This window comes from Pseudomonas sp. Eqa60, from assembly GCF_018326405.1.
Classification (GTDB): domain Bacteria; phylum Pseudomonadota; class Gammaproteobacteria; order Pseudomonadales; family Pseudomonadaceae; genus Aquipseudomonas; species Aquipseudomonas protegens.
On record NZ_AP024342.1, the window covers coordinates 5,298,396 to 5,321,591 of the forward strand.

25 protein-coding genes are annotated in these 23,196 nt (G+C 64.8%); 9 read left to right on the plus strand and 16 right to left on the minus strand.

Annotation, left to right across the window (positions count from 1 at the left end):
- Positions 1-26: 26 nt before the first annotated feature.
- Positions 27-371, minus strand: coding sequence for a YciI family protein (locus KI242_RS23815; RefSeq protein WP_011062819.1), 345 nt, complete (start codon positions 369-371; stop codon positions 27-29).
- A gap of 67 nt (positions 372-438) precedes the next feature.
- Positions 439-873 (minus strand): SgcJ/EcaC family oxidoreductase, encoded by a 435-nt coding sequence (locus KI242_RS23820; RefSeq protein ID WP_015636712.1) that lies wholly within the window; start codon positions 871-873, stop codon positions 439-441.
- A 182-nt stretch (positions 874-1,055) separates the two neighbouring features.
- Between KI242_RS23820 and KI242_RS23825 the strand changes: the two genes are divergently transcribed.
- Positions 1,056-1,541, plus strand: coding sequence for a GNAT family N-acetyltransferase (locus tag KI242_RS23825; protein WP_011062821.1), 486 nt, complete (start codon positions 1,056-1,058; stop codon positions 1,539-1,541).
- Between the two features lie 34 nt (positions 1,542-1,575).
- Here KI242_RS23825 and KI242_RS23830 read toward each other — a convergent pair whose 3' ends face one another.
- Positions 1,576-2,073 carry an N-acetyltransferase gene (locus KI242_RS23830; RefSeq protein WP_072450738.1) on the minus strand — a complete coding sequence of 166 codons (498 nt, stop codon included), beginning with the start codon at positions 2,071-2,073 and terminating at the stop codon, positions 1,576-1,578.
- Positions 2,074-2,284: 211 nt separating this feature from the next.
- On the opposite strand from KI242_RS23830, the gene KI242_RS23835 reads away from it, so the two are divergent.
- The gene (locus KI242_RS23835) at positions 2,285-2,425 is read left to right on the plus strand and encodes a hypothetical protein (protein ID WP_015636715.1); all 141 of its coding nucleotides are present in this window, start codon (positions 2,285-2,287) and stop codon (positions 2,423-2,425) included.
- Here KI242_RS23835 and KI242_RS23840 read toward each other — a convergent pair.
- The 9 genes from KI242_RS23840 to KI242_RS23880 form a co-directional block, all read right to left on the minus strand.
- A complete protein-coding gene (locus KI242_RS23840) occupies positions 2,404-3,096 on the minus strand; it encodes a response regulator (RefSeq protein WP_011062823.1) in 693 nt (230 codons plus the stop codon). The two genes, KI242_RS23835 and KI242_RS23840, sit on opposite strands and share 22 nt — an antisense overlap.
- Positions 3,093-5,765 (minus strand): sensor histidine kinase KdpD, encoded by a 2,673-nt coding sequence (locus tag KI242_RS23845; protein WP_019093585.1) that lies wholly within the window; start codon positions 5,763-5,765, stop codon positions 3,093-3,095. Before KI242_RS23845 ends, KI242_RS23840 begins: the two co-directional genes overlap by 4 nt.
- 78 nt (positions 5,766-5,843) lie before the next feature.
- A complete protein-coding gene (gene kdpB, locus KI242_RS23850; RefSeq protein ID WP_011062825.1) occupies positions 5,844-7,916 on the minus strand; it encodes a potassium-transporting ATPase subunit KdpB in 2,073 nt (690 codons plus the stop codon).
- A 12-nt stretch (positions 7,917-7,928) separates the two neighbouring features.
- Positions 7,929-8,612, minus strand: a complete 684-nt coding sequence (kdpC, locus tag KI242_RS23855) for a potassium-transporting ATPase subunit KdpC (RefSeq protein WP_015636717.1) — start codon at positions 8,610-8,612, stop codon at positions 7,929-7,931.
- 9 nt (positions 8,613-8,621) lie between these two features.
- Positions 8,622-10,328, minus strand: a complete 1,707-nt coding sequence (gene kdpA / locus KI242_RS23860) for a potassium-transporting ATPase subunit KdpA (RefSeq protein ID WP_212805610.1) — start codon at positions 10,326-10,328, stop codon at positions 8,622-8,624.
- A gap of 13 nt (positions 10,329-10,341) precedes the next feature.
- Positions 10,342-10,512, minus strand: coding sequence for a hypothetical protein (locus tag KI242_RS23865; RefSeq protein ID WP_011062828.1), 171 nt, complete (start codon positions 10,510-10,512; stop codon positions 10,342-10,344).
- Complete coding sequence (gene kdpF, locus KI242_RS23870; protein WP_019093583.1) at positions 10,496-10,594, minus strand: K(+)-transporting ATPase subunit F; 99 nt, start codon at positions 10,592-10,594, stop codon at positions 10,496-10,498. Before kdpF ends, KI242_RS23865 begins: the two co-directional genes overlap by 17 nt.
- Before the next feature lie 257 nt (positions 10,595-10,851).
- Positions 10,852-11,340 carry a GyrI-like domain-containing protein gene (locus KI242_RS23875; RefSeq protein ID WP_011062830.1) on the minus strand — a complete coding sequence of 163 codons (489 nt, stop codon included), beginning with the start codon at positions 11,338-11,340 and terminating at the stop codon, positions 10,852-10,854.
- A 69-nt stretch (positions 11,341-11,409) separates the two neighbouring features.
- Positions 11,410-12,072 carry a LysE family translocator gene (locus KI242_RS23880; RefSeq protein WP_011062831.1) on the minus strand — a complete coding sequence of 221 codons (663 nt, stop codon included), beginning with the start codon at positions 12,070-12,072 and terminating at the stop codon, positions 11,410-11,412.
- A gap of 279 nt (positions 12,073-12,351) precedes the next feature.
- Between KI242_RS23880 and alaC the strand changes: the two genes are divergently transcribed.
- Positions 12,352-13,563: an alanine transaminase gene (gene alaC, locus KI242_RS23885; RefSeq protein WP_011062832.1), complete on the plus strand. Its 1,212-nt coding sequence runs from the start codon at positions 12,352-12,354 to the stop codon at positions 13,561-13,563.
- 96 nt (positions 13,564-13,659) lie between these two features.
- Here alaC and KI242_RS23890 read toward each other — a convergent pair whose 3' ends face one another.
- Positions 13,660-15,012, minus strand: coding sequence for a GntP family permease (locus KI242_RS23890; RefSeq protein ID WP_011062833.1), 1,353 nt, complete (start codon positions 15,010-15,012; stop codon positions 13,660-13,662).
- An 84-nt stretch (positions 15,013-15,096) separates the two neighbouring features.
- The gene (locus KI242_RS23895; protein ID WP_011062834.1) at positions 15,097-15,630 is read right to left on the minus strand and encodes a gluconokinase; all 534 of its coding nucleotides are present in this window, start codon (positions 15,628-15,630) and stop codon (positions 15,097-15,099) included.
- Between the two features lie 215 nt (positions 15,631-15,845).
- Between KI242_RS23895 and KI242_RS23900 the strand changes: the two genes are divergently transcribed.
- Entirely contained in the window at positions 15,846-16,877 is a 1,032-nt protein-coding gene (locus KI242_RS23900; RefSeq protein WP_011062835.1) for a LacI family DNA-binding transcriptional regulator, read from the plus strand.
- A gap of 6 nt (positions 16,878-16,883) precedes the next feature.
- On the opposite strand, the gene KI242_RS23905 is transcribed toward KI242_RS23900, so the two are convergent.
- Entirely contained in the window at positions 16,884-17,504 is a 621-nt protein-coding gene (locus tag KI242_RS23905; RefSeq protein WP_011062836.1) for a LysE family transporter, read from the minus strand.
- 66 nt (positions 17,505-17,570) lie between these two features.
- Here KI242_RS23905 and KI242_RS23910 point away from each other — a divergent pair, with 66 nt between their 5' ends.
- Complete coding sequence (locus tag KI242_RS23910; RefSeq protein WP_041119577.1) at positions 17,571-18,500, plus strand: LysR family transcriptional regulator; 930 nt, start codon at positions 17,571-17,573, stop codon at positions 18,498-18,500.
- Positions 18,501-18,504: 4 nt separating this feature from the next.
- Here KI242_RS23910 and KI242_RS23915 read toward each other — a convergent pair whose 3' ends face one another.
- Positions 18,505-19,419, minus strand: a complete 915-nt coding sequence (locus KI242_RS23915) for a LysR family transcriptional regulator (protein ID WP_212805611.1) — start codon at positions 19,417-19,419, stop codon at positions 18,505-18,507.
- 123 nt (positions 19,420-19,542) lie between these two features.
- On the opposite strand from KI242_RS23915, the gene KI242_RS23920 reads away from it, so the two are divergent.
- The 4 genes from KI242_RS23920 to KI242_RS23935 all read left to right on the plus strand — a co-directional run bounded on the left by KI242_RS23920 (position 19,543) and on the right by KI242_RS23935 (position 23,063).
- Positions 19,543-19,974 carry a PACE efflux transporter gene (locus tag KI242_RS23920; protein ID WP_015636721.1) on the plus strand — a complete coding sequence of 144 codons (432 nt, stop codon included), beginning with the start codon at positions 19,543-19,545 and terminating at the stop codon, positions 19,972-19,974.
- Positions 19,975-20,064: 90 nt separating this feature from the next.
- Entirely contained in the window at positions 20,065-20,697 is a 633-nt protein-coding gene (locus KI242_RS23925; RefSeq protein WP_077934653.1) for a glutathione S-transferase, read from the plus strand.
- Positions 20,698-20,734: 37 nt separating this feature from the next.
- Positions 20,735-21,478 carry an NAD(P)-dependent oxidoreductase gene (locus KI242_RS23930; RefSeq protein ID WP_015636722.1) on the plus strand — a complete coding sequence of 248 codons (744 nt, stop codon included), beginning with the start codon at positions 20,735-20,737 and terminating at the stop codon, positions 21,476-21,478.
- A 169-nt stretch (positions 21,479-21,647) separates the two neighbouring features.
- Positions 21,648-23,063, plus strand: a complete 1,416-nt coding sequence (locus tag KI242_RS23935; RefSeq protein ID WP_019093580.1) for an MFS transporter — start codon at positions 21,648-21,650, stop codon at positions 23,061-23,063.
- The last annotated feature ends 133 nt before the right edge of the window (positions 23,064-23,196 follow it).

Here is a 23,196-nt window from a genome sequence, read left to right on the forward strand (position 1 = left end):
CGCGAAACTCCTGTTTATCGTTGTTTTCAGGGATTCAATTCACGTACCGGACGCACTTCGACACTGCCGACCCGGGCCGCCGGTATCTGCCCGGCCACCTGGATCGCTTCGTTCAAGTCCTTGGCCTGGATCAGGTAGAAACCGGCCAACTGTTCCTTGGTTTCGGCGAACGGGCCATCGGTGATCGACAGCTTGCCACCGCGCATGCGCACCGTGGTGGCGGTGTGCACCGATTGCAGCGCCTCGGCGGCAAGCATCCGCCCGCTGCCCTGGACCGACTCGGCATAGGCCAGGCACTCGGCATCCTCGGGGCTGTCGGGCAGGCTGTGCAGCAACTGTTCGTCGCTGTAGACCAGGCATAGGTATTTCATGGGCACCTCCGGATTCGGGCTGAGCAACTATGGTCGCTGTTCGCCGCTTTGGCGAACCGCTGGTTGCTCAGGGTTGCAGGTCGAACTGGGTGGTCCCGGTGAGCATGTCGAACGGCGCCGACCAGTGCTCGTGCACCACCAGCCATTGGCCCGCACGGCGCTGGTAAGCGGCACTCACCCGCATCCAGCAGGCCTTGGTCACGCCCTCGGCATCGGTGCCACCGCAATGGGCCAGCCAGTGGGCGAAGGCCAGCTCTTCGTCGGCCAGCACCTGCAACTGATGGAACTCGAAAATGCCCGGGCCGGGGCAGACCTGCATGCACGCTTCCCAGTGTTCGCGATAGGCGGCCTTGCCCTTGAATTGCAAGGCACCGACCGCGTCGAAAGAAGTGATGTCGTCGGCGTAGTAGCTGACAATACGCTGGATATCCCGGGCCATCACAGCCTGTTGCCAGCTGTCGATCAGGCTGCGGATCTGCGCTTCGTTGGATGGATTGTGCATGGCGAAACTCCTCATGAATGGAATGAACCGCTGCTGAACACCCCCTGCACCCACGCCGTTGAATGTTCAGTTCACCCTTAGTCGTCTGGCCATTCGCGCAATCGACACTGCGCATAAAAAAATTTACCGGCGGGGCAAAATCGCTAGAATCCGCACCCTCCCCCCACCGGATCTACGTGCCCGTGACCACTCGCCTGGTGCCTTACGAACAGCTCGACAGCCACCAGCATGCCCGCTTGCTGGAGCTTGAGGTGCTGCCCGGACAGAAGGCGTTTAGCGGGGACATTCATGGCGCGCTGTACACCCTCGACAACGCGCCGCGGGGAGCGATCAGGGGCTTTGCCCTGCTCAGCGAGGAGTGGCCGGTGGCCTTCCTGCTGCTCAAGCGCCCGCCCTGCCTGCCGGCCTGGGCCGATGCCGACAGCGCCAGCCTGCACGCCCTGCAAGTGGACCGGCGGCACCAGGGCCGGGGCTTCGGCCAGGCCTGCCTGCAAGCGGTGCCCGAGGCCGCCCGCCAGGCCTGGCCCGAACTCAAGGGCCTGACCCTGGCGGTGGACAGCGACAACCAGCCGGCCCTCAGGCTGTACCGCAAGCTGGGCTGGGTGGAAAACGGCGAGGCCTGCAAGGGCCGGATCGGCTATGAACGGCGGATGGCGCTGGCGTTCTGACCCCGGGCCCGCTGCTGCAAACCCGATATCCGTTCTACAGCGACTGCACCATCTCGTGCCAGGCCATGCCGCCGTGGTCCGACTCCGACGCCTTGATGTAGACAAAACCAAAGCGCTGGTACAGCGGTACATGGCGTTCCTTGCACATCAGGTGGATGCGCGCCTTGCCCAGTTCGCGCATGCGCGCGATGAAGGCTTGCAGCAGTTGCCGGGACAGGCCCAGGCCCTGGAAGTCCGGGTGCACCACCACCGACATGATCACCACTTCCGGGCCCGCCGGGTCGTGGCCGATCAGTTCCTTGAAGGCCTCGTCGGCCATCTGCACATCGAAGGTAGCGCCGGAGTTGATAAAACCGGCCACCACACCCTGCACTTCGGCAACGATGAAACCTTCGGGCCAGGTGGCGATGCGGGTGGCGATCTTGTCCCGGGTCGCGGCCTCGTCGCCTTCGTAGGCCAGGGTCTCGATGGCAAAGCAGCGGTCCAGGTCGGTGGGCAGGACGGTGCGGATCAGCGGAGTCGAAGCGGTCATGGGCGGCAACCTGGGGTCGGAGAAGGGCCGCCGATTCTACCAACAGTGCAGCCTGCGTATGCATTGCATAGGGATCGAAGGGGCCGCCGTAAAGCTTTCATATAAGCCCTGGCAACGCCTGCGCCAAGGGCTTATCTATCAGCTCCCCGACGTCAGGGTGGCCGGCCCGAGCGGGCTGGAACCGCCCCGTCCTGCCCCCAGGAGCTTTCCCATGAGCAATATCCAGATCGGCCTTCTACTGCTGTTCGGCATTGCCGCCTTTGGCTGTATCACCCTGTACATCGACTTTGTCCACGAACGGCGCCGCGGCGAAAAATCCCTGGGCCGGGATCACAGCCCCACCAGGCGGTAACCCACCTGCAACTCGGTGATCAGATGCTGGGGCTGGGCCGGATCGGCCTCCAGCTTCTGCCGCAGATGGGCCATGTGCACCCGCAGGTAATGGGCGCGGTCGACGTAGTCCAGGCCCCAGACCTCCAGCAGCAACTGGCGATGGGTCAGCACCCGGCTCTGGCCACGGATCAGCGCGCAGAGCAGGCGGTACTCGATCGGCGTGAGGTGCACAGGCAGCCCTTCGCGGCGCACCTCATGGGTGGCCAGGTCGACCTCGATGGCACCAAAGGCCACCTTGCTGGTGGCGGCCGCCGTACCGCTCTGGCCATGACGGCGCAGTTGCGCGCGAATCCGCGCCAGCAGTTCCGGCACGCCGAACGGCTTGACCAGATAGTCGTCGGCGCCGGCATCCAGGGCGGCGACTTTCTCGTCCTCCCGATCCCGGGCCGACAGCACCAGGATCGGCACCGCCAGCCAGCCGCGCAGCTCGCTGATCAACTGCTTGCCGTCGCCGTCCGGCAGGCCCAGGTCGACGATCACCAGGTCCGGCTGGCGGCTGGCGGCATGGATCAGGGCGCGCTTGACGCTGTCGGCCTCGAACACCTGGAAACCTTCGTCCTCCAGGGCGATACCGACGAAACGGCGGATATTGGCTTCGTCCTCGACGATCAGGATGCGTGCGCTGCTCATAGGGTTTCCATGGAAGGCGGCTGACCCGCCGGCAAGGTGATGACAAAACTCAGCCCGGCATCGGCATGAGGCTGGGCCTCGATGCGCCCGCCATGGGCCTCGACGATACGTTTGGCCAGGGCCAGGCCCAGGCCGATGCCGGCCACGGCGGATTCCTGCTGACCGCGACTGAAGGCTTCGAACAGGCTGGCCGGGGAACTGCCCTTCGGGCAGCCCGGGCCGCTGTCGCTGACCTGCAGGATGATCTGCTGGTCGACCTGGCGGGCGCTGATCTGCACCAGGGTCCCGGCCGGGGTGTACTTGGCGGCGTTGTCCAGAAGGTTCACCAGCACCCGCTCCAGCAACAGCGCGTCCACTTCCACCAAGGGCAGCTGCGGCGCCATGGCCACTCGCAATTGATGCCCGGCCAGGGGCTCGCGCAGCTGGCGCAGGGCACTGCCGACAATCTCCTCCAGGGAGTTCCACTGGCGATTCAGGCGTACCCCGCGCTCCTGCATGCGCGCCATGTCCAGCAGGTTCTCGATCAGCCGCTGCATGGACGAAGCCTGATCGTGAATCCCTGCCAGCAGGTGCTTGAGCGGGCCCTGCGCAGCGTGGGGCAAGGCGGCGTCGGCGGCGCCGATGATGGTGGTCAAGGGCGTGCGCAGGTCATGGGAAATGGCCGCCAGCAGGGTGTTGCGCATGCGCTCGCCCTCCATCTGCAGCACAGTGCTCTGGGCCACCTCGACGTAATGCACGCGCTCCAGGGCAATCGCCAGCTGGCTCATGCAGGCCTCCAGCAGGCGCTGTTCTTCCGGCTCCTTGAGGCGCTCGGCATCCTCGGCTTCAAGCACCAGCACGCCACGCACCCGCATCGGCGCCTTGAGCGGCAGATAGCAGCCCTTGGCCGCCGCCAGGGTATCGGTGCCGCGCCCGGCCGGTTGGTCGTGGTCATAGGCCCACTGGGCGATGCTCTCGTCAATGGCCAGGGTATTGGCGCTCAGCGCCCGCACCCGGTTCTCGGCATCCGGCAACGCCAGCCCGACCCGGGCCTCGAACACCCCACTGAAGGTACGCAAGGCCACGGCGCAGATCTGCTCCTCGGTCAACGCCGCCGACAGCTCACGGGCCAGCCCGGCCAGGGAGGTGGCACGGCGCTCGCCCGCGGCCGCGGTACGCGCTTCATGGCGCAGGCGCGCGGTGAGCTGGCCGGTGATCAGGGCAATCCCCAGCATCAGGGCGAAGGTGAAGAAGTACTGGGTGTCGTTGACCGTGAACGACCACACCGGCTGGACGAAGAAGAAATCGAAGCACAGCACCGCCAGCATCGCCGCCCAGACGCCGGGGCCCCGCCCGTAGCGCAGCGCCACCAGGACCACGGTCAGCAGGAACAGCATGACCACGTTGGCCGGGTCGAACACTTTGAGCAGCAGCGCCGCCACCGCGGTGGCGGCAAAGCACGCCAGGCTCGCCCACAGGTAGGCCGGCGCGCGGCTGGGCGGCAGGCCGGCCTCGGGCTTGTCCACTGGCGCAGGGCGCCGGCTCAAGGGCCCGTTGGCGATCACGATCTGGTCGATTTCCGGGTGCTGGCGGCTGATGCGGTCGCTCACCGACTGGTGCCAGAACTGCCAGACCTTGCGCGGGTAATGGCCCAGCACCAGGCGATTGGCGTTGTGCTCGCGAGCGCAGGCCACCAGGGCTTCGGCGACATCCATGCCGGGCAAAGTGGCGGTCTCGGCGCCAAACTCGGCGGCCAGGGCCAGGGTCTTCATGGCCGCCGCATAACGGGCGGCGCCGGCGCCACGGCGCTGGGCCGAAGCCACGTGCACCACCATCCAGTCGGCTTCGAGCTTTTGCGCCAGGCGCGCGGCTTCGCGCACCAGGCGCTCGTCCGCCGGGTCGCCGGCGATCCCCACCAGCAAGCGCTCGCGAGCCGGCCACAAGGCATTGATCGAACGCTCGCGGCGATAGTCGCGCATCTGTGCATCGACCCGGTCGGCGGTGCGGCGCAGGGTCAGTTCACGCAGGGCCAGCAGGTTGCCCTTGCGAAAGAAATGCCGTGAAGCGCGTTCGGCCTGGGGCCCGAGGTAGACCTTGCCGTCCTTGAGGCGGCGCAGCAGGTCATCCGGCGGCAGGTCGATCACCAGCACTTCGTGGGCTTCGTCGAACAGGTGGTCGGGCACCGTCTCGCGCACCCGGATGCCGATGATCCCGCTGACGATGTCGTTGAGGCTTTCCAGGTGCTGGACGTTGAGGGTGGTCCAGACATCGATGCCGGCCCGCAGCAATTCCTCCACGTCCTGCCAGCGCTTGGGATGGCGCGAGCCGGGCACGTTGCTGTGGGCCAGCTCGTCCACCAGCAGCACCGCCGGGTGGCGCGCCAGGGCGGCATCCAGGTCGAACTCCGGCAACGCGTAGTCGCGGTGCATCAGGCGGTGGCGCTCCAGCACTTGCAGCCCTTGCAGCAGCTCGGCGGTTTCCCGCCGGCCATGGGTTTCCACCACCCCGGCCACCACGTCGCGGCCCTGGGCCACTTCGTTGCGCGCCGCGGTGAGCATGGCGCAGGTCTTGCCGACTCCGGCGTTGGAACCGAAATAGATCCGCAGTTTGCCCCGTTGGGCCGCTTGCTCGTCCTGCTGCAGTTTTTCCAGCAGCGCATCGGGATCGGGGCGACCGTCGCGGGGCGGCATGTCAGCATCGAGAACAGCCATGTGCATCCTTAATTGGACAAGGCGGCACTCGAAAGAGCGCCGCCTTGCAAGTCCCTGTCAGACCAGGCCGAGGCCGGCCAGCAGCATGTCGATCAGCTTGATCCCGGCGAAGGGTACCAGCACCCCGCCCAGGCCGTAGATCAGCAGGTTGCGGTTGAGCAGCGCCGCGGCGCCAATGGCCCGGTACTTCACCCCCTTGAGCGCCAGGGGGATGAGGAACACGATGATCAGCGCGTTGAAGATCACCGCACTGAGAATCGCCGAGTTCGGGCTGTTCAGGTGCATCACGTTCAGCGCCGCCAGTTGCGGGTAAGTGGCGACGAAGGCGGCCGGTACGATAGCAAAATACTTGGCCACGTCGTTGGCCACGCTGAAGGTGGTCAGGGCGCCGCGGGTCATGAGCATCTGCTTGCCCACTTCCACCACTTCGATCAGCTTGGTCGGGTTGCTGTCCAGGTCCACCATGTTGCCGGCTTCCTTGGCCGCCTGGGTGCCGCTGTTCATGGCCACCGCCACGTCGGCCTGGGCCAGGGCCGGGGCGTCGTTGGTACCGTCGCCGGTCATGGCCACCAGCTTGCCCTTGGCCTGGTAGTCGCGGATCAGTTGCAGCTTGTCCTCGGGCCGCGCTTCGGCGAGGAAATCGTCGACCCCGGCTTCCACGGCGATGGCCGCCGCGGTCAGGCGGTTGTCGCCGGTGATCATCACGGTCTTGATGCCCATGCGCCGCAGCTCGGCGAAGCGCTCCTTGATCCCGCCCTTGACCACGTCCTTGAGCTCCACCACGCCCAGGGCCTGGGCGCCTTCACTGACTACCAGCGGCGTACTGCCACGGCGCGAGACTTCATCGACCTTGGCCTGCAAGGCCGGCGGGAAGCTGCCGCCCTGGGCCTCGATATGCCGGCGGATGGCATCGGCCGCGCCCTTGCGGATGCTCCGGCCCTCGGGCAGGTCGACCCCGCTCATGCGGGTCTGGGCGGTGAACTGCACGAAGCTGGCGCCCAGGGCGTGAAGGTCACGCCCACGGATGTCGAACAGTTGCTTGGCCAGCACCACAATGCTCCGGCCTTCCGGGGTTTCGTCCGCCAGGGAAGCCAGTTGCGCGGCTTGCGCCAGTTCGCTGTCCTTGATCCCCGGCGCCGGCAGGAAGGCGCTGGCCTGGCGGTTGCCCAGGGTGATGGTGCCGGTCTTGTCCAGCAGCAGCACGTCCACGTCCCCCGCCGCTTCCACGGCGCGGCCGGAGGTGGCAATGACATTGGCCGACATCATCCGGCTCATGCCCGCCACGCCGATGGCCGAGAGCAGGCCACCGATGGTGGTGGGGATCAGGCACACCAGCAGCGCCACCATCACCGTGGCGCTGATCACACTGCCGGTGCCGCTCATGGCCACGGCAAAGATCGAGTACGGGCTCAGGGTCACGATCACCAGCAGGAACAGCAGGGTCAGGCCCACCAGGAGAATGGTCAGGGCCACCTCGTTGGGAGTCTTCTGGCGCTTGGCCGACTCCACCATGGAGATCATGCGGTCCAGGAACGACTCGCCTGGGTTGACGCTGATGCGCACCACCAACCAGTCCGACAGCACCCGGGTGCCGCCGGTGACCGAGGAGAAATCGCCCCCGGCCTCGCGGATCACCGGTGCCGATTCACCGGTGATGGCGCTTTCGTCCACCGTGGCCACGCCTTCGATGACCTCGCCGTCCAGGGGCACCAGGTCGCCGGCCTCGATCAGCACCACCATGTCCTTGCGCAGTTCGCTGGCGGCCATGGGCAACCAGGCGGCGCCATGCCGGGGCTGTTGCAGCAGCTTGGCCAGGGTCTGGCGCTTCATGCCCTTGAGGCTCGCCGCCTGGGCCCGGCTGCGGCCCTCGGCCAGGGCTTCGGCAAAGTTGGCAAACAGCACGGTGAACCACAGCCACAGGGTGATGCTGAGGATAAAGCCGCTGGGGGCCTCCCCCTCGCCGCCCAGGGACTGGAACCACAGCAGGGTGGTGAGAAGGCTGCCCAGGTAGACCACGAACATCACCGGGTTCTTCCACTGCGCCTGGGGCAGCAGTTTCTTCACGGCATCCAGGCACGCGGTGAGCACTAGCCCACGGTCGAACAACGCTATACGAGGGTTGCTACTCATGATCGACGTCTCTTACTCACTGGCCGCAACGGGCGAGGAATGCAGGGGCGCTTGGGCATCCAGCGCCAGGTTGAGTTGCAGCACATTGACCCGGGGCTCGCCCAGCAGGCCGAAGGTGCGGCTTTCGCTGTGCGCCTGCAGCAGCATCAGCACGTCCACGGCGGCCATTTGCCGCTGGCGGGCCACCCGGTTCAGTTGCAGCCGGGCGTTGGCCAGGGAGATGTGCGGGTCCAGGCCGGAGGCCGAGGCGGTCACTGCGTCCACTGGCACCGGCATGTCTGCCGCCAGGCCATTGAGCTGGCGATAGGCGCTGACCCGCGCGGCCACGCTGTCCACCAGCTTCTGGCTGGTGGGGCCCAGGTTGCTGGCGCCGCTGGCCCCGGCGTTGTAGGGCTGGGGCACACTCTTGCTCGGGTCCAGCGGATCGCTGCCCAGGGTCATGCTCGGGCGGCCCTGGAAATACTCCGGGCGGTCGAACGCCTGGCCGATCAGCGCCGAGCCCACGACCCGGCCATCACGCTGCACCAGGCTGCCCTGGGCCTGGAACGGAAACAGCAGGTTGGCCAACCCCGTGGTAACCAGCGGATAGGCCAGCCCGGTGAGCAGCATGAAGAACACCGCCGACACCAGCACCGGGCGCAACAGGCCCTTGAACAACAGCGCGGTGGCGCCCTGGGTTTGCATTTGCGTAGTCATCACAACCCCTTACTTGTAGGTCTGGCCGGCGAGCAACTGCAGTTGCTCCACCAGCGGGCCGAGCGCGAGGGCCGGCAGGAAAGTCAGGCCACCGACCACCAGCACCACGAACACCACCAGCAACATGAACAGCGGCGTGGCGGTGGGAATGGTGCCGGCACCGGCCGGGATGTTCTTTTTCGCCGCCAGGGAACCGGCCACGGCCAGCATCGGCAGCATGGTGAAGAAGCGCCCCATGAGCATCGCCAGGCCAATGGTGGTGTTGAAGAACGGTGTATTGGCGTTCAGGCCGGCAAACGCCGAACCGTTGTTGGCGGTGCCCGAGGCGTAGGCATAGAGCACCTCGCTGAAGCCATGGGGGCCCAGATTGTTGAGGCTGTTGAGAGTGCCCGGCCACAGTGCCGCCAGGGCGGTGAAACCGAGGATGCAGATCGGGTGCGCGAGCACCGAGAGCATCACCAGTTTGATCTCCCGGGCCTCGATCTTCTTGCCGAGGAACTCAGGGCTGCGACCGATCATCATGCCCACCAGGAACACCGTCAGCAGGGCGTACTGGATCAGGTTGATAAAGCCCACGCCGTCGCCGCCGAACACACAGTTGAGCATCATCTGCGCCAGGGGCACGAAGCCGCCCATGGGGGTCAGCGAGTCGTGCATGGCATTCACCGAACCGGTAGTGGCGCCGGTGGTGGTGGTGACGAACAGCGCGGTGTCGGCAATGCCGAAGCGCAGCTCCTTGCCTTCCATGTTGCCGCCGCTCTGGGTCTCCGACATCTGCTGGTCGGCACCGGCCTGGGTCAGCAGCGGGTTACCGCCCTGCTCCGCGGTGAAGACAATCGCCAGGAAGCCGACGAACATCACCAGGAAAGTGCCGAAGAACACCCAGCCCTGACGCCGACGCAGCAGCATGCTGCCGAAGGCATAGGTCAGGGCCGAAGGGATCAGCAACATGCTGAGGATGTGCAGGACGTTGGTCAGCGGCGTCGGATTCTCGAACGGGTGGGCCGCGTTCATGCTGAAGAAGCCGCCACCGTTGGTGCCGATGTGCTTGATCGACTCGAAACTGGCCACGGCGCCGACGATCAGTTGCTGCTGGGCGCCTTCCAGGGTGGTGGCCAGGGCCTGGGAGTTGAGGGTCTGGGGCATGCCCTGCCAGACATAGACCAGGGCCATGACCAGGCACAAAGGCAGCATCACCCGGTACAGGGTGCGGGTGAAGTCGACCCAGTAGTTGCCGATATCCGCCGAGCTGGAACGGCTCAGGCCGCGAATGAAGCCGGCTGCGGCGACAACACCGGCGGTAGCGCCGACGAACATCAGGAAGGTGATCACTGCCATCTGGCTGAAGTTCGACAGGCTGCTTTCACCTGAGTACGCCTGCCAGTTGGTGTTGGTGATAAAGGACGCGGCGGTGTTAAACGCCAGGTCCGGGGTCTGCGCCGCCAGCCCCAGGGAGTTGAGCGGCGTGCTGCCTTGCAGGCGCAGCAGCAGGTAGCCCAGCAGCATCATCGCCGCATTGGACAGCAGCAGGGCCGAGCCATAGCGGGCCCAGCCCATGGTTTCAGCCGGGTCGATCCCCAGCAGGCGGTAGGTGGCACGCTCCGGCAAGGCGTGGCCACGGCCGCTGAAGACCCGGGCCAGCCATTGGCCCATCAGCGCGGCCAGCCCGGTCATCAGGCCGAGGATCACCGCGTATTCCAGCACAGTACTCAACATGTCGATGCTCCGTTCAAATCTTGCCCATGGCGACGATGACCAGGGCCGTCAACACAAAGAACCCCAGGGTCAGGCCCACGAAGATCAGGTCGAACATGGCTGGTTTCCTTTCTGGTAGATGCCCGGACGGGCGAATGAAAGTGGGTGGCAGTTGCTGCGTGCGGTCATCAGAATTTCTCGGCACGGATCAGCGCATAACCCAGGTAGGCAAACAGCAGCACGGCGCACAAACCACTGGCGCCGTAGATGAATGGCAGTGTCAGCAAGGCAGCTCTCCCCTTAATGCTCAAAGGCGGTGCCGGGAGCGCAAAGCGCAACCCGGGCACGGCCGGTCAGGGCACCCGCGACGGGCGCCGGCAGGGAGTCGGGAACGCCTCGTCCACCGCTCTCCTCTGCGCCACGCAGGTTAGGTGAGGGCGCATCAAGGTCGGGCACTGATTGCCGGGGGCGGCATTAAGACGGCGTAAAGATTGCGGCGGTGCGGGGCGGGAGAATCGGGGACGGGACAGCGCCCCCGAGGGGGTCATTCACTTTTCAGGGGCAGCCAGATTTCCAGTACCCCGGTGCCGGCCTGGGGGTTGAAGTCGGCGCTGTAGCGCTCGAATTCCGGGGCATCGGCGGCCTCTCGACCCGACTGGGGCAGCCAGGTGTTCCAGATGTAGTCGAAGGTCCGGGGCAAGTCCTGCAAGGCGCCGCCATGCTCGAACACCGCATAGTGCTGCGGCTGCACCTCGATCCAGCGATAGCGCTCGGGCAGATCGTCGAGCTTGCTGATCTCGACCCCGGCGATGTACTCGAAGCCGCCCTGGCCGTCGGGGTTGCAGCAGATGCCATAGGTCTTGCGGTCGACCTGCCCCGGCACCTTGCCGATGTGCGGCACAAAGCGCTGCCACAGCAGGCCGATGTCCTGGCGAGTGGCAGGAGTGAATCGTTCGCCGAGGCCGGCGATCAGCAAAAAACGCTCCCTTTCGAAGCGCGGTTCTGGGCCTCTGCCCTGTTCTTGCTCATCCATGAATGCCACTCCTGCCGCAGAAAAGATGGGTTCGGCACGAAGTATAGAAGCCAATAGCCAAGGCCAGGATCAGAGCGCCGGAAGGTCTGCCGCGCCCGTACCAAGGATGAACTCCTGGTAGCCGGATAGAATCACGTACACCGCGAAATAGCAGAAGATCGCCGCAGATGCCAGGTAGGAATAGCGCAACAGCTTGTCCCCCAGCAGCTTGCCGCCCTGGGTCGCGGCCAGGCACAGACCCAGGGTCCAGACCAGCCCAGCACAGAAAAAGCCGGCCAGGAACAATCCCGAATCGGCAATCCCACCGCCCCCGGATCGGGCAATCAGGGTGCCGCCCACGGCAGCGAACCAGAGGATCGCACTGGGGGACGACATGGCCAGGAAGATCCCGCGAAAAAACTCCCGGCGCGGCGAGCCCTGGTCCGCCTCCCCGGCGGTGGCCAGCACCGCGCTGTGATGGAGGGCGGCGTAGATCATCTTCGCCGCGAAGTACACCAGCAGGGCCGAACCGCCGATCCACAGCACCCAGCGCACGCTTTGGTATTGCAGCAGCACGGTCATCCCGGCCAGGGCCAGCAGCGCATAGATCAGGTCGCCGACACAGGTCCCCAGGCCCAGGCAGAAGCCCTGGAAATAACCCCGTTGCATGGCCAGGGTAATCATCGCGATATTGGCCACGCCGATGTCCAGGCACAGCGAAAGGCTCAACAAGAAGCCGCTGGTAAACTCCATCATTCATCCCGTTTGCTGCTGTTGTTCGAAGAGGGGCGAGGTGCGAGGAGCCCGGAAAAGCCGGGCCGGCTGAGGCAGCTCACAGCCCTTGCAGGCAAGAAGCGTGCACGTTATAGCGGCAAATCCTGCCCCCTCGCAAATCCGCCCGGCGCACCAAAAATAATTTTCCGCGCCTCTGGACAAGCCGGCGGCGGCGCCCGTATCGTCTGCCCCGCAGGCCACCGCAGTGGCCAACGTCGCTCGGACGGTTCCGGGCGCTTACGTCTTTTCGAGGCAACAATGGCCGAACAAGGTTCGCCGCGCCGCTTTGCGCGCATCGATCGTCTTCCCCCCTATGTTTTCAATATCACTGCCGAGCTGAAGATGGCTGCGCGTCGGCGCGGCGAAGACATCATCGACTTGAGCATGGGTAACCCCGACGGCCCTACCCCGCCGCATATCGTCGAGAAACTGGTCACCGTCGCCCAGCGCGAAGACACCCACGGCTACTCCACCTCCAAGGGCATTCCGCGGCTGCGCCGGGCGATTTCCCGCTGGTACAAGGACCGCTACGAGGTCGATATCGACCCGGAAAGCGAAGCCATCGTCACCATCGGTTCCAAGGAAGGCCTGGCGCACCTGATGCTGGCCACCCTGGACCAGGGCGACACGGTGCTGGTGCCCAACCCCAGCTACCCGATCCACATCTACGGCGCGGTCATCGCCGGCGCCCAGGTGCGCTCGGTGCCGCTGGTGCCCGGGGTGGATTTCTTCGCCGAGCTGGAGCGGGCCATCCGCGGTTCGATCCCCAAGCCGAAGATGATGATCCTCGGCTTCCCGTCCAACCCCACCGCCCAGTGCGTGGAGCTGGATTTCTTCGAACGGGTGATCGCCCTGGCCAAGCAGTACGACGTGCTGGTGATCCATGACCTGGCCTACGCCGATATCGTCTACGACGGCTGGAAAGCCCCGTCGATCATGCAGGTGCCGGGCGCCAAGGACATCGCGGTGGAGTTCTTCACCCTGTCCAAGAGCTACAACATGGCCGGCTGGCGCATCGGCTTCATGGTGGGCAACCCGGAACTGGTCAGCGCCCTGGCGCGGATCAAGAGCTACCACGACTACGGCACCTTCACCCCGTTGCAGGTGGCGGCGATTGCCGCCCTGGAAGGCGACCAGCAATGCGTGCGCGACATTGCCGAACAGTACCGGCAGCGGCGCAACGTGCTGGTCAAGGGCCTGCACGAACTGGGCTGGATGGTGGAGAACCCCAAGGCCTCGATGTACGTCTGGGCCAAGATTCCCGAGGCCTACGCGCACCTGGGCTCCCTGGAGTTCGCCAAGAAGCTGCTGGCCGAGGCCAAGGTCTGTGTCTCGCCGGGGGTGGGTTTTGGTGAGTACGGCGACGATCACGTGCGCTTCGCCCTGATCGAAAACCAGGACCGGATTCGCCAGGCAGTGCGCGGCATCCGCGGCATGTTCCGCGCTGACGGGCTGGCACCGAAAAGCTGAGATGGCTTGAGCCACAAAAAAACCGCAGCGATGCGGTTTTTTTGTGGCCGTGCTATCGGTGTTTCGCGGGCAAGCCCGCTCCTACAGGCGGTGCTCTTAAACCACCAACGACAGCAGCAGGATAAAGATCAGGCCCACCACCGAAAGGATGGTTTCCATCGCCGTCCAGGTCTTGAACGTCTCGGCCACGGTCATGTTGAAGTACTGCTTGACCAGCCAGAACCCGGCGTCGTTGACGTGGGACAGGATCAGCGAGCCGGCGCCGGTGGCCAGCACCAGCAGCTCGCGGTTGACCCCTGGGATCATCCCCACCACCGGCACCACGATGCCGGCACCGGTGATGGTGGCCACGGTGGCCGAACCGGTGGCGATACGGATCACCGCCGCCACCAGCCACGCCAGGAGGATCGGCGAGATCTGCGCATTGACCGCCATATGGCCGATCACGTCACCCACGCCGCTGGTCACCAGCATCTGCTTGAAGCCGCCACCGGCACCGATGATCAGGATGATCGCCGCGGTCGGCGCCAGGCTGGCATCCAACAGTTTGAGAATCTGCTTGGAACCGATGCCCTGCTTGTAGCCGAAGGTGTACAGCGACAGCAGCAGCGCCAGCAGCAAGGCGGTGATCGGGTGGCCGATCATGTCCATCCAGATGCGGAAGAAGTGTCCGTCCGGCAGCGCCACGTCGGCGAAGGTCTTGAGCAGCATCAGGAACACCGGCAGCAGCACGGTCACCAGGGTCACGCTGAAGCTGGGCAACTGGGCGGCCTGGGGCTCGCGGGCCAGTTGGTCCACCAGTTCCTGGGACGGATTGCCGGGAATGTACTTGGCAATGAAAGTGCCGTAGATCGGCCCGGCGATGATCGCCGTAGGCAGCGCCACGATCAGCCCATACAGGATGGTCTTGCCGATGTCGGCGCCGAACACGCCGATGGCCAGCAGCGGCCCCGGGTGCGGCGGCACCAGGCCGTGCACCGCCGACAGGCCGGCCAGCAGCGGAATGCCGATCTTGATCAGCGATACCCCGGTACGCCGGGCAACGATGAACACCAGCGGAATCAGCAGCACGAAGCCGATCTCGAAGAACAGCGGGATGCCCACCAGGAAGGCGGCGAACATCATCGCCCACTGCACCCGCTCCTTGCCGAACGAGCGGATCAGGGTCTGGGCGATCTGATCGGCGCCACCGGACTCGGCCATCATCTTGCCGAGCATGGTACCCAGGGCCAGGATGATGCCGACAAAACCGAGCACGCCACCAAAGCCGTCCTGGAACGCCTTGATGATCTTGTCCACCGGCATGCCCGACGTCAGGCCGAGGAAACCCGCGGCGATGATCAGAGCGATGAAGGGGTGCAGCTTGAATCGGGTGATCAACACGATCAGCCCGATGATAGTGACCACTGCATCAACCAGCAGATAGGTCTCTTGGGACATGCCAAACATGGGATTGCCTCCGGTTTGTTGTTTTTATTAAAGCGTTAAAAACAAGGGCCGAGTGGGATAGCGCTACCTTTTTCGAGCCAGCACTTAATGTGAAGGTTCCAGGCCATGCTCCAGCCACCATTGGTTGGCCAGTTCGGCCAGGCGCTGGACGCTCAGGGTGCTGGCATCCAGGGCCAGGGTGAGCGGCTCCCCCACCGGGGATTCGAGAGTGGCGAACTGACTGTCGATCAGGGTCGAAGGCATGAAATGCCCTGGCCGGTGCGCCACACGGTCGGCGGCGACTGCCGGAGTCAGTTCGAGAAAGACAAAGCCCAGGCCGGGCGTGGCGGCGCGCAGGCGCTCGCGGTACTTGCGCTTGAGCGCCGAGCAGGTCAGTACCGGGTGCTGGCCGGCGGCCAGGGCACGACGCAGTTCATCGCACAGGCTGTCGAGCCAGCCGGCACGGTCTTCGTCGTCGAGGGGAATGCCGGCACTCATCTTGGCGATGTTCGCCGCCGGGTGGAAGGTATCGCCTTCAATGGCCATGGCGCCGCTGCGCTGGCACAGGGCCTGACTGACACTGGACTTGCCGCAGCCGGCAACACCCATGATGACCAGGGCGGTGATGGGTTGACTCATGAAACACCTCAGCGCGCAGACAGCGCTACCTTCGCAAATAAAAAATCTAGTACAAAAACAGTGTCTGCCGACGCCTTCTTGTCATTTTTGTGGGTTGCCGCGTATATAGTCCGCCAAACCAAAGAGCGAGGGTCAGGCACACCTCGCTCACGCATTGCAGCTGTTTCAGGACAGCGCTACCTTAGAGACTTGAATTTTGTTTGGCAAGCCGTCTGATGACCACTCATAAAAACGATAAAAACACCCGTACCACGGGCCGTCCCACCCTCAATGAAGTCGCCCGCCTGGCCGGAGTCAGCCCGATTACCGCCTCCCGGGCCCTGCGCGGCGTCAGCAGCGTGGCCACCGAACTGGTGGAAAAGGTGCAGAAGGCCGCGCAGGAACTGAACTACGTGGTCAACTCCGCCGCCCGCGCCCTGGCTTCGGCGCAGAGCCAGTCGGTGGTGGTGCTGGTGCCGTCGCTGTCCAACCTGCTGTTCATCGAAACCCTGGAAGCCATCCACCAGGTACTGCGCCCCAAAGGCTTCGAAGTGCTGATCGGCAACTGCCACTATTCTCGGGACGAAGAAGAAAACCTGCTGCGCAACTACATGACCTACCAGCCCCGGGGGCTGCTGCTGACCGGTTTCGACCGCACCGAAAGCGCCCGACGGATGATCGAGGCGAACAACATTCCCTGCGTCTACATGATGGACCTGGACTCCGGCGCCGGGCTCAACTGCGTGGGCTTCTCGCAATTGAACGCCGGCGAAACGGCGGCCCAGCACCTGATTTCCCGCGGGCGCAAGCACCTGGCCTACGTCGGTGCGCAACTGGACCAGCGCACCCTGCTGCGCGGCGAAGGTTTCCGCCGCGCCCTGCAGCAGGCCGGGCTGTACAACCCCGACCTGGAACTGTTGACCCCACGGCCCTCGTCCGTCGGCCTGGGAGCCGAGCTGTTCCTGCAACTGATGCAGAGCCAGCCCCAGGTGGACGCGATCTTCTTCGGCAACGACGACCTGGCCCAAGGCGCGCTGCTGGAAGCCATGCGCTGCGGGATCAAGGTGCCCGAGCAGGTGGCGGTGCTGGGCTTCAACGACCTGCCCTCCTCCGAACACATGGTGCCGCGCCTGAGCAGCATCAGCACGCCGCGCGAAGCCATTGGCCGCCGCGCCGCCGAACAGATGCTGACCCTGCTGGCCGGCAACAGCGTGGCCGAGCCGGTGGTGGACATGGGGTTTGAACTGCGGGTTCGGGAAAGCACCTGAAACGCCTCAGGGCCTGACGCTCAGGACACTGAGCAACAGGCCGAAGCCCACCAGCACCGCGCCGAACAACTGATCGATCCGGCGTTTGTAGGCCAGTAGCCGGCCGGCAATCGCCGGTGCCGAGAAAAACAGCGCCACCAGCACGAACCACAGCACGTGGGCCAGGACGATGATCGCGCCGTAGCCGATCTGCACCGGCAAGGCCGTGCCCGGCTGAATCACCTGCATGAACAGACTGAGAACGAAAATCATCGTCTTGGGGTTCAGGGCATTGGTCAGAAAGCCACTGCGCAAGGCGCCCCAGGTCGACATCCGAGCCCCCTCTGCAGGTTCTTCCCCCGGACGTTGCTCAGGGCTGCGCAACAGCTTAATGCCCAGGTAGATCAGGTACAGCGCACCCGCGATCTTCAAGCCGGTAAACCACAGCAGCGACTGCTGCAACAGCACCCCCACCCCCAACAAGCTGTAGCCGATATGCACCATGACCCCGAGCCCGATGCCCAGGGCCGTGAACACGCCGTGGCGGCGCGAAAGCAGCAGGCTGTTGCGGGTTACCAGGGCAAAGTCGGCCCCGGGGCTGAGTACAGCAAGAATGGTAATGGTGATTACGAGTAACAGTTCGGTCACGTTGAATACGCCTAGACTATAGAATCAGGCGCTACTGTATTGGGACCATGACCCAGACCGATAACGATGAAAACTGACATTCCTGGTGATAAAAACTCACAACTCTCGCGACGGCGCCTGCCCCCGCTAAGCGCCTTGCGCTGCTTCGAAGCCGCTGCACGCCTGGAAAGCTTCACCCAGGCCGGCGCCACCCTGCACCTGACCCACGGCGCCATCAGCCGTGCGGTGCGCGCCCTGGAAGAGGACCTCGGCACCCCTCTCTTTGAGCGCCGCAGCCAGCGGGTCTTTCTCACCGCCGCCGGAGCCGAACTGCTGCACAGCGTGACCCAGGCCCTGGACCTGATCGAGAGCACCGCCAGCCGCCTGCGAGCCCCGGCTCCCGCAGCACCGCTGGTGCTGTCCTGCGAGCCGACCCTGCTGATGCGCTGGCTGATTCCGCGCATGCCGGGGTTCTATGCCGAGCACCCGCAAGTGCCGATCCAGCTGCTGGCCGGCGGCGGGCCCTTCTCGTTCGGTGCCGGTATCGACCTGGCGATCCGCCGCAACGACTTTGCCTGGAGCCGCGACACCCAGGCCCACTGGCTATTCGACGAAGCCATAGGCCCGGTATGCCGCCCCGAGCGCCAGGCCGACTGGACCCCGGCAACGGCCGGGCTGGCGCAACTGGCGGCGCAGGCACCGCGCCTGCACAGCGCCACCCGGCCGCACGCCTGGCAACAGTGGCTGCAATTGCAGCAACAACCGGTTGCCCCGACGCCACCGGAGCAGGTCTTCGAGCACTTCTACTTCAGCCTGCAAGCGGCCGTGGCCGGGCTGGGTCTGGCCATTGCCCCCTGGCAACTGGTGCGTGACGACCTGGAGGGCGGGCTGCTGTGTGCGCCCTTCGGTTTTGTCGCCGATGGCAGCGCTTATTACCTGCTTTCCCCCCAGGCCATAGACCCGGATTCGGCCAGCGGAAAACTGCTGCACTGGCTGCGCCGGCAAGCCCTGGCGTAGGCACTCAGGCAGGCGGGGCCACGGCCCCCAGCGCCGGGTCCTCGCCGCTGAGCAATTGCACCAGGGCCAGGGCCCCCTTCTGCAAAGGCTGGTTCTTCAACCACACCGCGTGCACCGGCAACACCAGGCCGTTGTCGATGTTCTTGAAATGCAACCGTTGCAAGCGCCCCGCCGCCAGCAACGGCTGGATCACCGACAGCGGGAAATTGCCCCAGCCGATCCCCGCCTCCACCATGTGCAGGGCCATGGCCAGGCTGTCGGTGCGCCACAGCGACTCGCCCACCAGGGGCCGGGTATCACTCAGGGGCAGGTCGCGGCTGGCCACCACCACCTGACGGACCTTGATCAGCTCTTCCAGGTACAGCGAACCGTCATTGGCCTGGAACACAGGGTGCCCGGCACAAATGCAGGCAATCATCCGCTCGCAGCCCAGGTACTGGAAATACTCCAGGGCATTCACGCTCAACCCGGCAAAGGCCACGCCGACGCTGACCCGGCCACTGTGCAAAAGGTGCAGCACGTCATCCTGGGGAGCACTGAGCAGCTCGACTTCCAGCAGCGGATAACGCTCGGCAATCAGCTTGATGGCGGCCAGTACCCGTTGCTTGTCGATGTCATCCACCACCGCGATCGACAGCTTGCTCTCCAGGCCCAGGGACAGCTCGACGGCATGCACCTGCAATTGCTTGAGCTGGTCGGCAATCAGCCGCGCATGGGGCGCCAGGGACAAGGCCAGCTGCGTGGGCAGCGGCTCGCGGTGGCTGCGATCGAACAGCGCATACCCCAACTCCGCCTCGAGGTTGGCGATGCCCATGCTCACGGCCGAAGGCACCTTGCCCAAAGAACGCGCCGCCGCAGAAAAGGAGCCGCGATCGAGCACGGCGAGAAACAACTGGATGCTGTCGCTGGAGAAGTTCATGAGAAACAACCTATCAGGAAAACTGAAAGCTTCCGACTTTTTCTGTCACCTTGATTGAAGCTATCTTCCGCGCCCTGCGCCACCCTCAGGCTGGCCATTCCCATTCAAAATCGAGGAACCCGCATGCAAGGCGTGAAACGCAAACTGGTCTATGTCTCTTTATTCGAAGTGTTCGGCATGACCTTCTCGGCCCTGGGCCTGGCCCTGCTGTCCGGCACCTCGCCCAGCAGCACCGGGCCGCTGGCGGTGGTCATCACCAGCATCGCGGTGACCTGGAACTTCATCTACACCACCCTGTTCGAGCGCTGGGAAAGCCGCCAGCCATCGCGCACCCGTACAGTCAAGCGGCGCATTGCCCATGCCGTGGGTTTCCAGTTGACCCTGATCGTGTTCCTGATCCCGCTGATCGCCTGGTGGATGGCGATCAGCCTGGTGCAGGCCTTTCTCCTGGACCTGGCGCTGATCCTGTTCATCCCCTGCTACACCTTTGCCTTCAACTGGCTGTTCGACCGGGTTTTCGGCTTGCCGGCCTCGGCCCTCCCCGATCCGGCCTGAGATACCCGTATCGGCAAATTGATCGTCGCCGAGACGACGCCACGCTGTTAGATTCCCATGGCCATCCAGTACCACGAACAAGGAAGCGTCATGGGAACCCGCTGCAGAATTCTCGGTAAAGCCTCGTCCATCAATGTCAGGAAAGTCTTGTGGACCTGTGAGGAGCTTGGGCTTTCCTACCAGCAGGAAGACTGGGGTAGTGGCTTTCAGTCCACCCATACCCCCGAGTTTCTCGCCCTCAACCCCAATGCCCAGGTACCGGTGCTGATCGACGACGCCGGGGTCCTGTGGGAATCCAACAGCATCTGCCGCTACCTGGCCAACCTGCACCCCGGCAGCGGCCTGCTGCCCACGGCCCCGCGCGCCCGGGCCCTGGTTGAACAGTGGATGGACTGGCAGGCCACCGAGCTGAACCCGTCCTGGAGCTATGCCTTCATGGGCCTGGTGCGCCAGCATGCGGATTACCAGGACAGCCAGCGCATCGGCGCCAGCCTGCTGGCCTGGAATGCCAAGATGCAAATCCTCGAACGCCAGCTCGAGCGCTCGGGCGCCTATGTTCTGGGCGAGGATTTCAGCCTTGCGGATATCGTTCTTGGCCTCTCGGTGAATCGCTGGGAGATGACCCCCATGGAGCACCCGGCCTACCCCGCCGTGGCCGCCTACTACGAACGCCTCAGCCTGCACCCGGGCTTCATGCTGCACGGGCGCAATGGCATCGCCTGAGCTGGCCATCCCTCCTCTGGCCCATCGGAGATTCGAAATGAACGGACTTAACGTACTACTGACCGGCGCTTGCGGCAGGATCGGCAAGGTGTTTTTTCAGGGCTCCCAAGAGCGCCACCGCTTCACCCTCACCGACCGGGTGGAGCCGGACTTCGAAATCCCCGCGCCACACCGCTTCGTGCGCCTGGACCTCGACGACCCGCAAGCCATCGGCCGCCTGCTCCCGGGGATCGACGTCATCGTGCACCTGGCCGGCATTCCCCATGCCAGCGCCAGCTTCGACGAGTTGCTGCCGAACAACATCCTCGCCACCACCTACCTGTTCGAGGCCGCGGTACAGGCCGGTTGCCGGCGCCTGGTATTTGCCAGCAGCGCCCAGACCATCGAGGGCTACCCGGTGGACCGGCAGATCACCCCGGGCATGCCGGTGATGCCAGCCAACCTGTATGGCGTGAGCAAGTGCTACGGCGAGGCGCTATGCGCCTTCTATGCCGCCAAGCGCGGACTGTCCTGCATTGCCCTGCGCATTGGTGCGTTCGAAGACCCGAAACACCACGAACTGACCACCACCCGCGACCTGAGCGCCTGGCTCAGCCCACGGGATGCAGTGCAGCTGTTGCAACGGGCAGTGGAAACCCCGGGGGTGCAACTGCTGATCGGCCACGGCATTTCCAACAATCGCTTCAAGCGCCTGGACCTCAGCGAAACCACCCGGGTGCTGGGCTACGAACCGGTGGACGATGCCTTCCAGGAAGATTTCGGCATTCCCATCACCTACTGAGCCACCACCGGGCACGCGCGGGTCCCCGGCGTTGCGCTATAAATCCGGCAGATGTAACGAAATACGACAATAAATCAGCGCATCCTCCGGTTTACGCACGTGGATTCACAATCCTTGGTTTCCGTTAGCAGGCTAAGATTTCCGCTCTGTGTCCTGTGGAATTCCCTGCATGCCCGCCTCTGCCCCGCTCACCAGCGACCTCGACCCTCAACGCGCCGCCGGCATCAGCGCGCGCATCGACCGCCTGCCTGCCGTGGCCACGATCTGGCGCCTGGTGGCGCTGCTGTCCATTGGCGGTTTTTTCGAGCTGTACGACCTGTTCCAGACCGCCTACATCAGCCCGGGGCTGATCCGCGACGGGATCTTCGCCAGCGGCAACCAGGGGGTGTTCGGTTTTTCCGACCAGGCGGCCTTCGCCTCGGCGACCTTTCTCGGCCTGTTCCTCGGCGCCAGCCTGCTGAGCCCGATAGCCGACCGCTTCGGACGCAGGGCGATCTTCACCTTCGCCCTGATCTGGTACACCCTGGCCACGGTGCTGATGGGGCTGCAGAGCACGGCGTTGGGGATCATCTGCATGCGATTCCTGGTGGGCATCGGCCTGGGCATCGAACTGGTGACCATCGACGCCTACCTCAGCGAACTGGTGCCCAAGCGCATGCGCAGCTCGGCCTTCGCCTTTGCCTTTTTCGTGCAGTTCCTGTCGGTGCCGGCAGTGGCGCTGATGTCCTGGTGGCTGGTGCCCCAGGCGCCCTGGGGGATCTCCGGCTGGCGCTGGGTGGTGCTGGCCAGTGCGGTGTTCGCCCTGTTCATCTGGTGGTTGCGCTCACGCTTGCCGGAGTCGCCACGCTGGCTCGCCCAGCATGGGCGCTTCGACGAAGCCGACCGGATCCTGCAAGGCCTCGAGACCCGTTGCGCCCGGGACTACGCCAAGCCGCTGGATGAGCCCGAACCCCAGGCCGTGGATATCCAGGGCCGTGGGCGCTTCGCCGATATCTGGCAACCGCCCTACCGCCGCCGGGCCCTGATGCTGATCGTGTTTCACGTGTTCCAGGCCATCGGCTTCTTCGGTTTCGGCAACTGGCTGCCGGCGCTGCTGTCGGGCCAGGGCGTGAGCGTCACCCACAGCCTGCTGTACGCCTTCATCATCACCCTGGCCTATCCCCTGGGGCCGCTGCTGTTCGTGCGTTTCGCCAACCGCTTCGAGAACAAGTGGCAGATCGTCGGCTCGGCCCTGGGCGCCATGACCTTCGGCACCTTGTTCGCCCTGCAGAGCAGCGCCCTGGGGCTGATTGTCTGCGGGGTGATGATCACCTTCTGCAATGCCTGGCTGAGCTTCAGCTACCACTCCTACCAGAGCGAATTGTTCCCCACCAACATTCGCGCCCGGGCGGTGGGCTTCTGTTACTCGTTCAGCCGTTTGTCGACGGTGTTCAGCAGTTTGCTGGTGGGCTTTTTCCTCGAGCATTTCGGCACGCCCGGGGTCCTGGCCTTTATCGTCAGCAGCATGCTGATCGTGATCCTGACCATCGGCCGCTTCGGGCCGCGCACCCGCAACCTGGCCCTGGAAGACATTGCCCACGCATGAAGACGGCGCCGGCAGCGGTTGCCTGAAAGCGGCAAGACTTGTCCGCTTGCTGGCAGCCACGACCGGCGTCTTGAGCCAAGCCTTTGATATACAAGGGCTCATCAATCGGCATGGAACTTGCTAAAACCTCAGC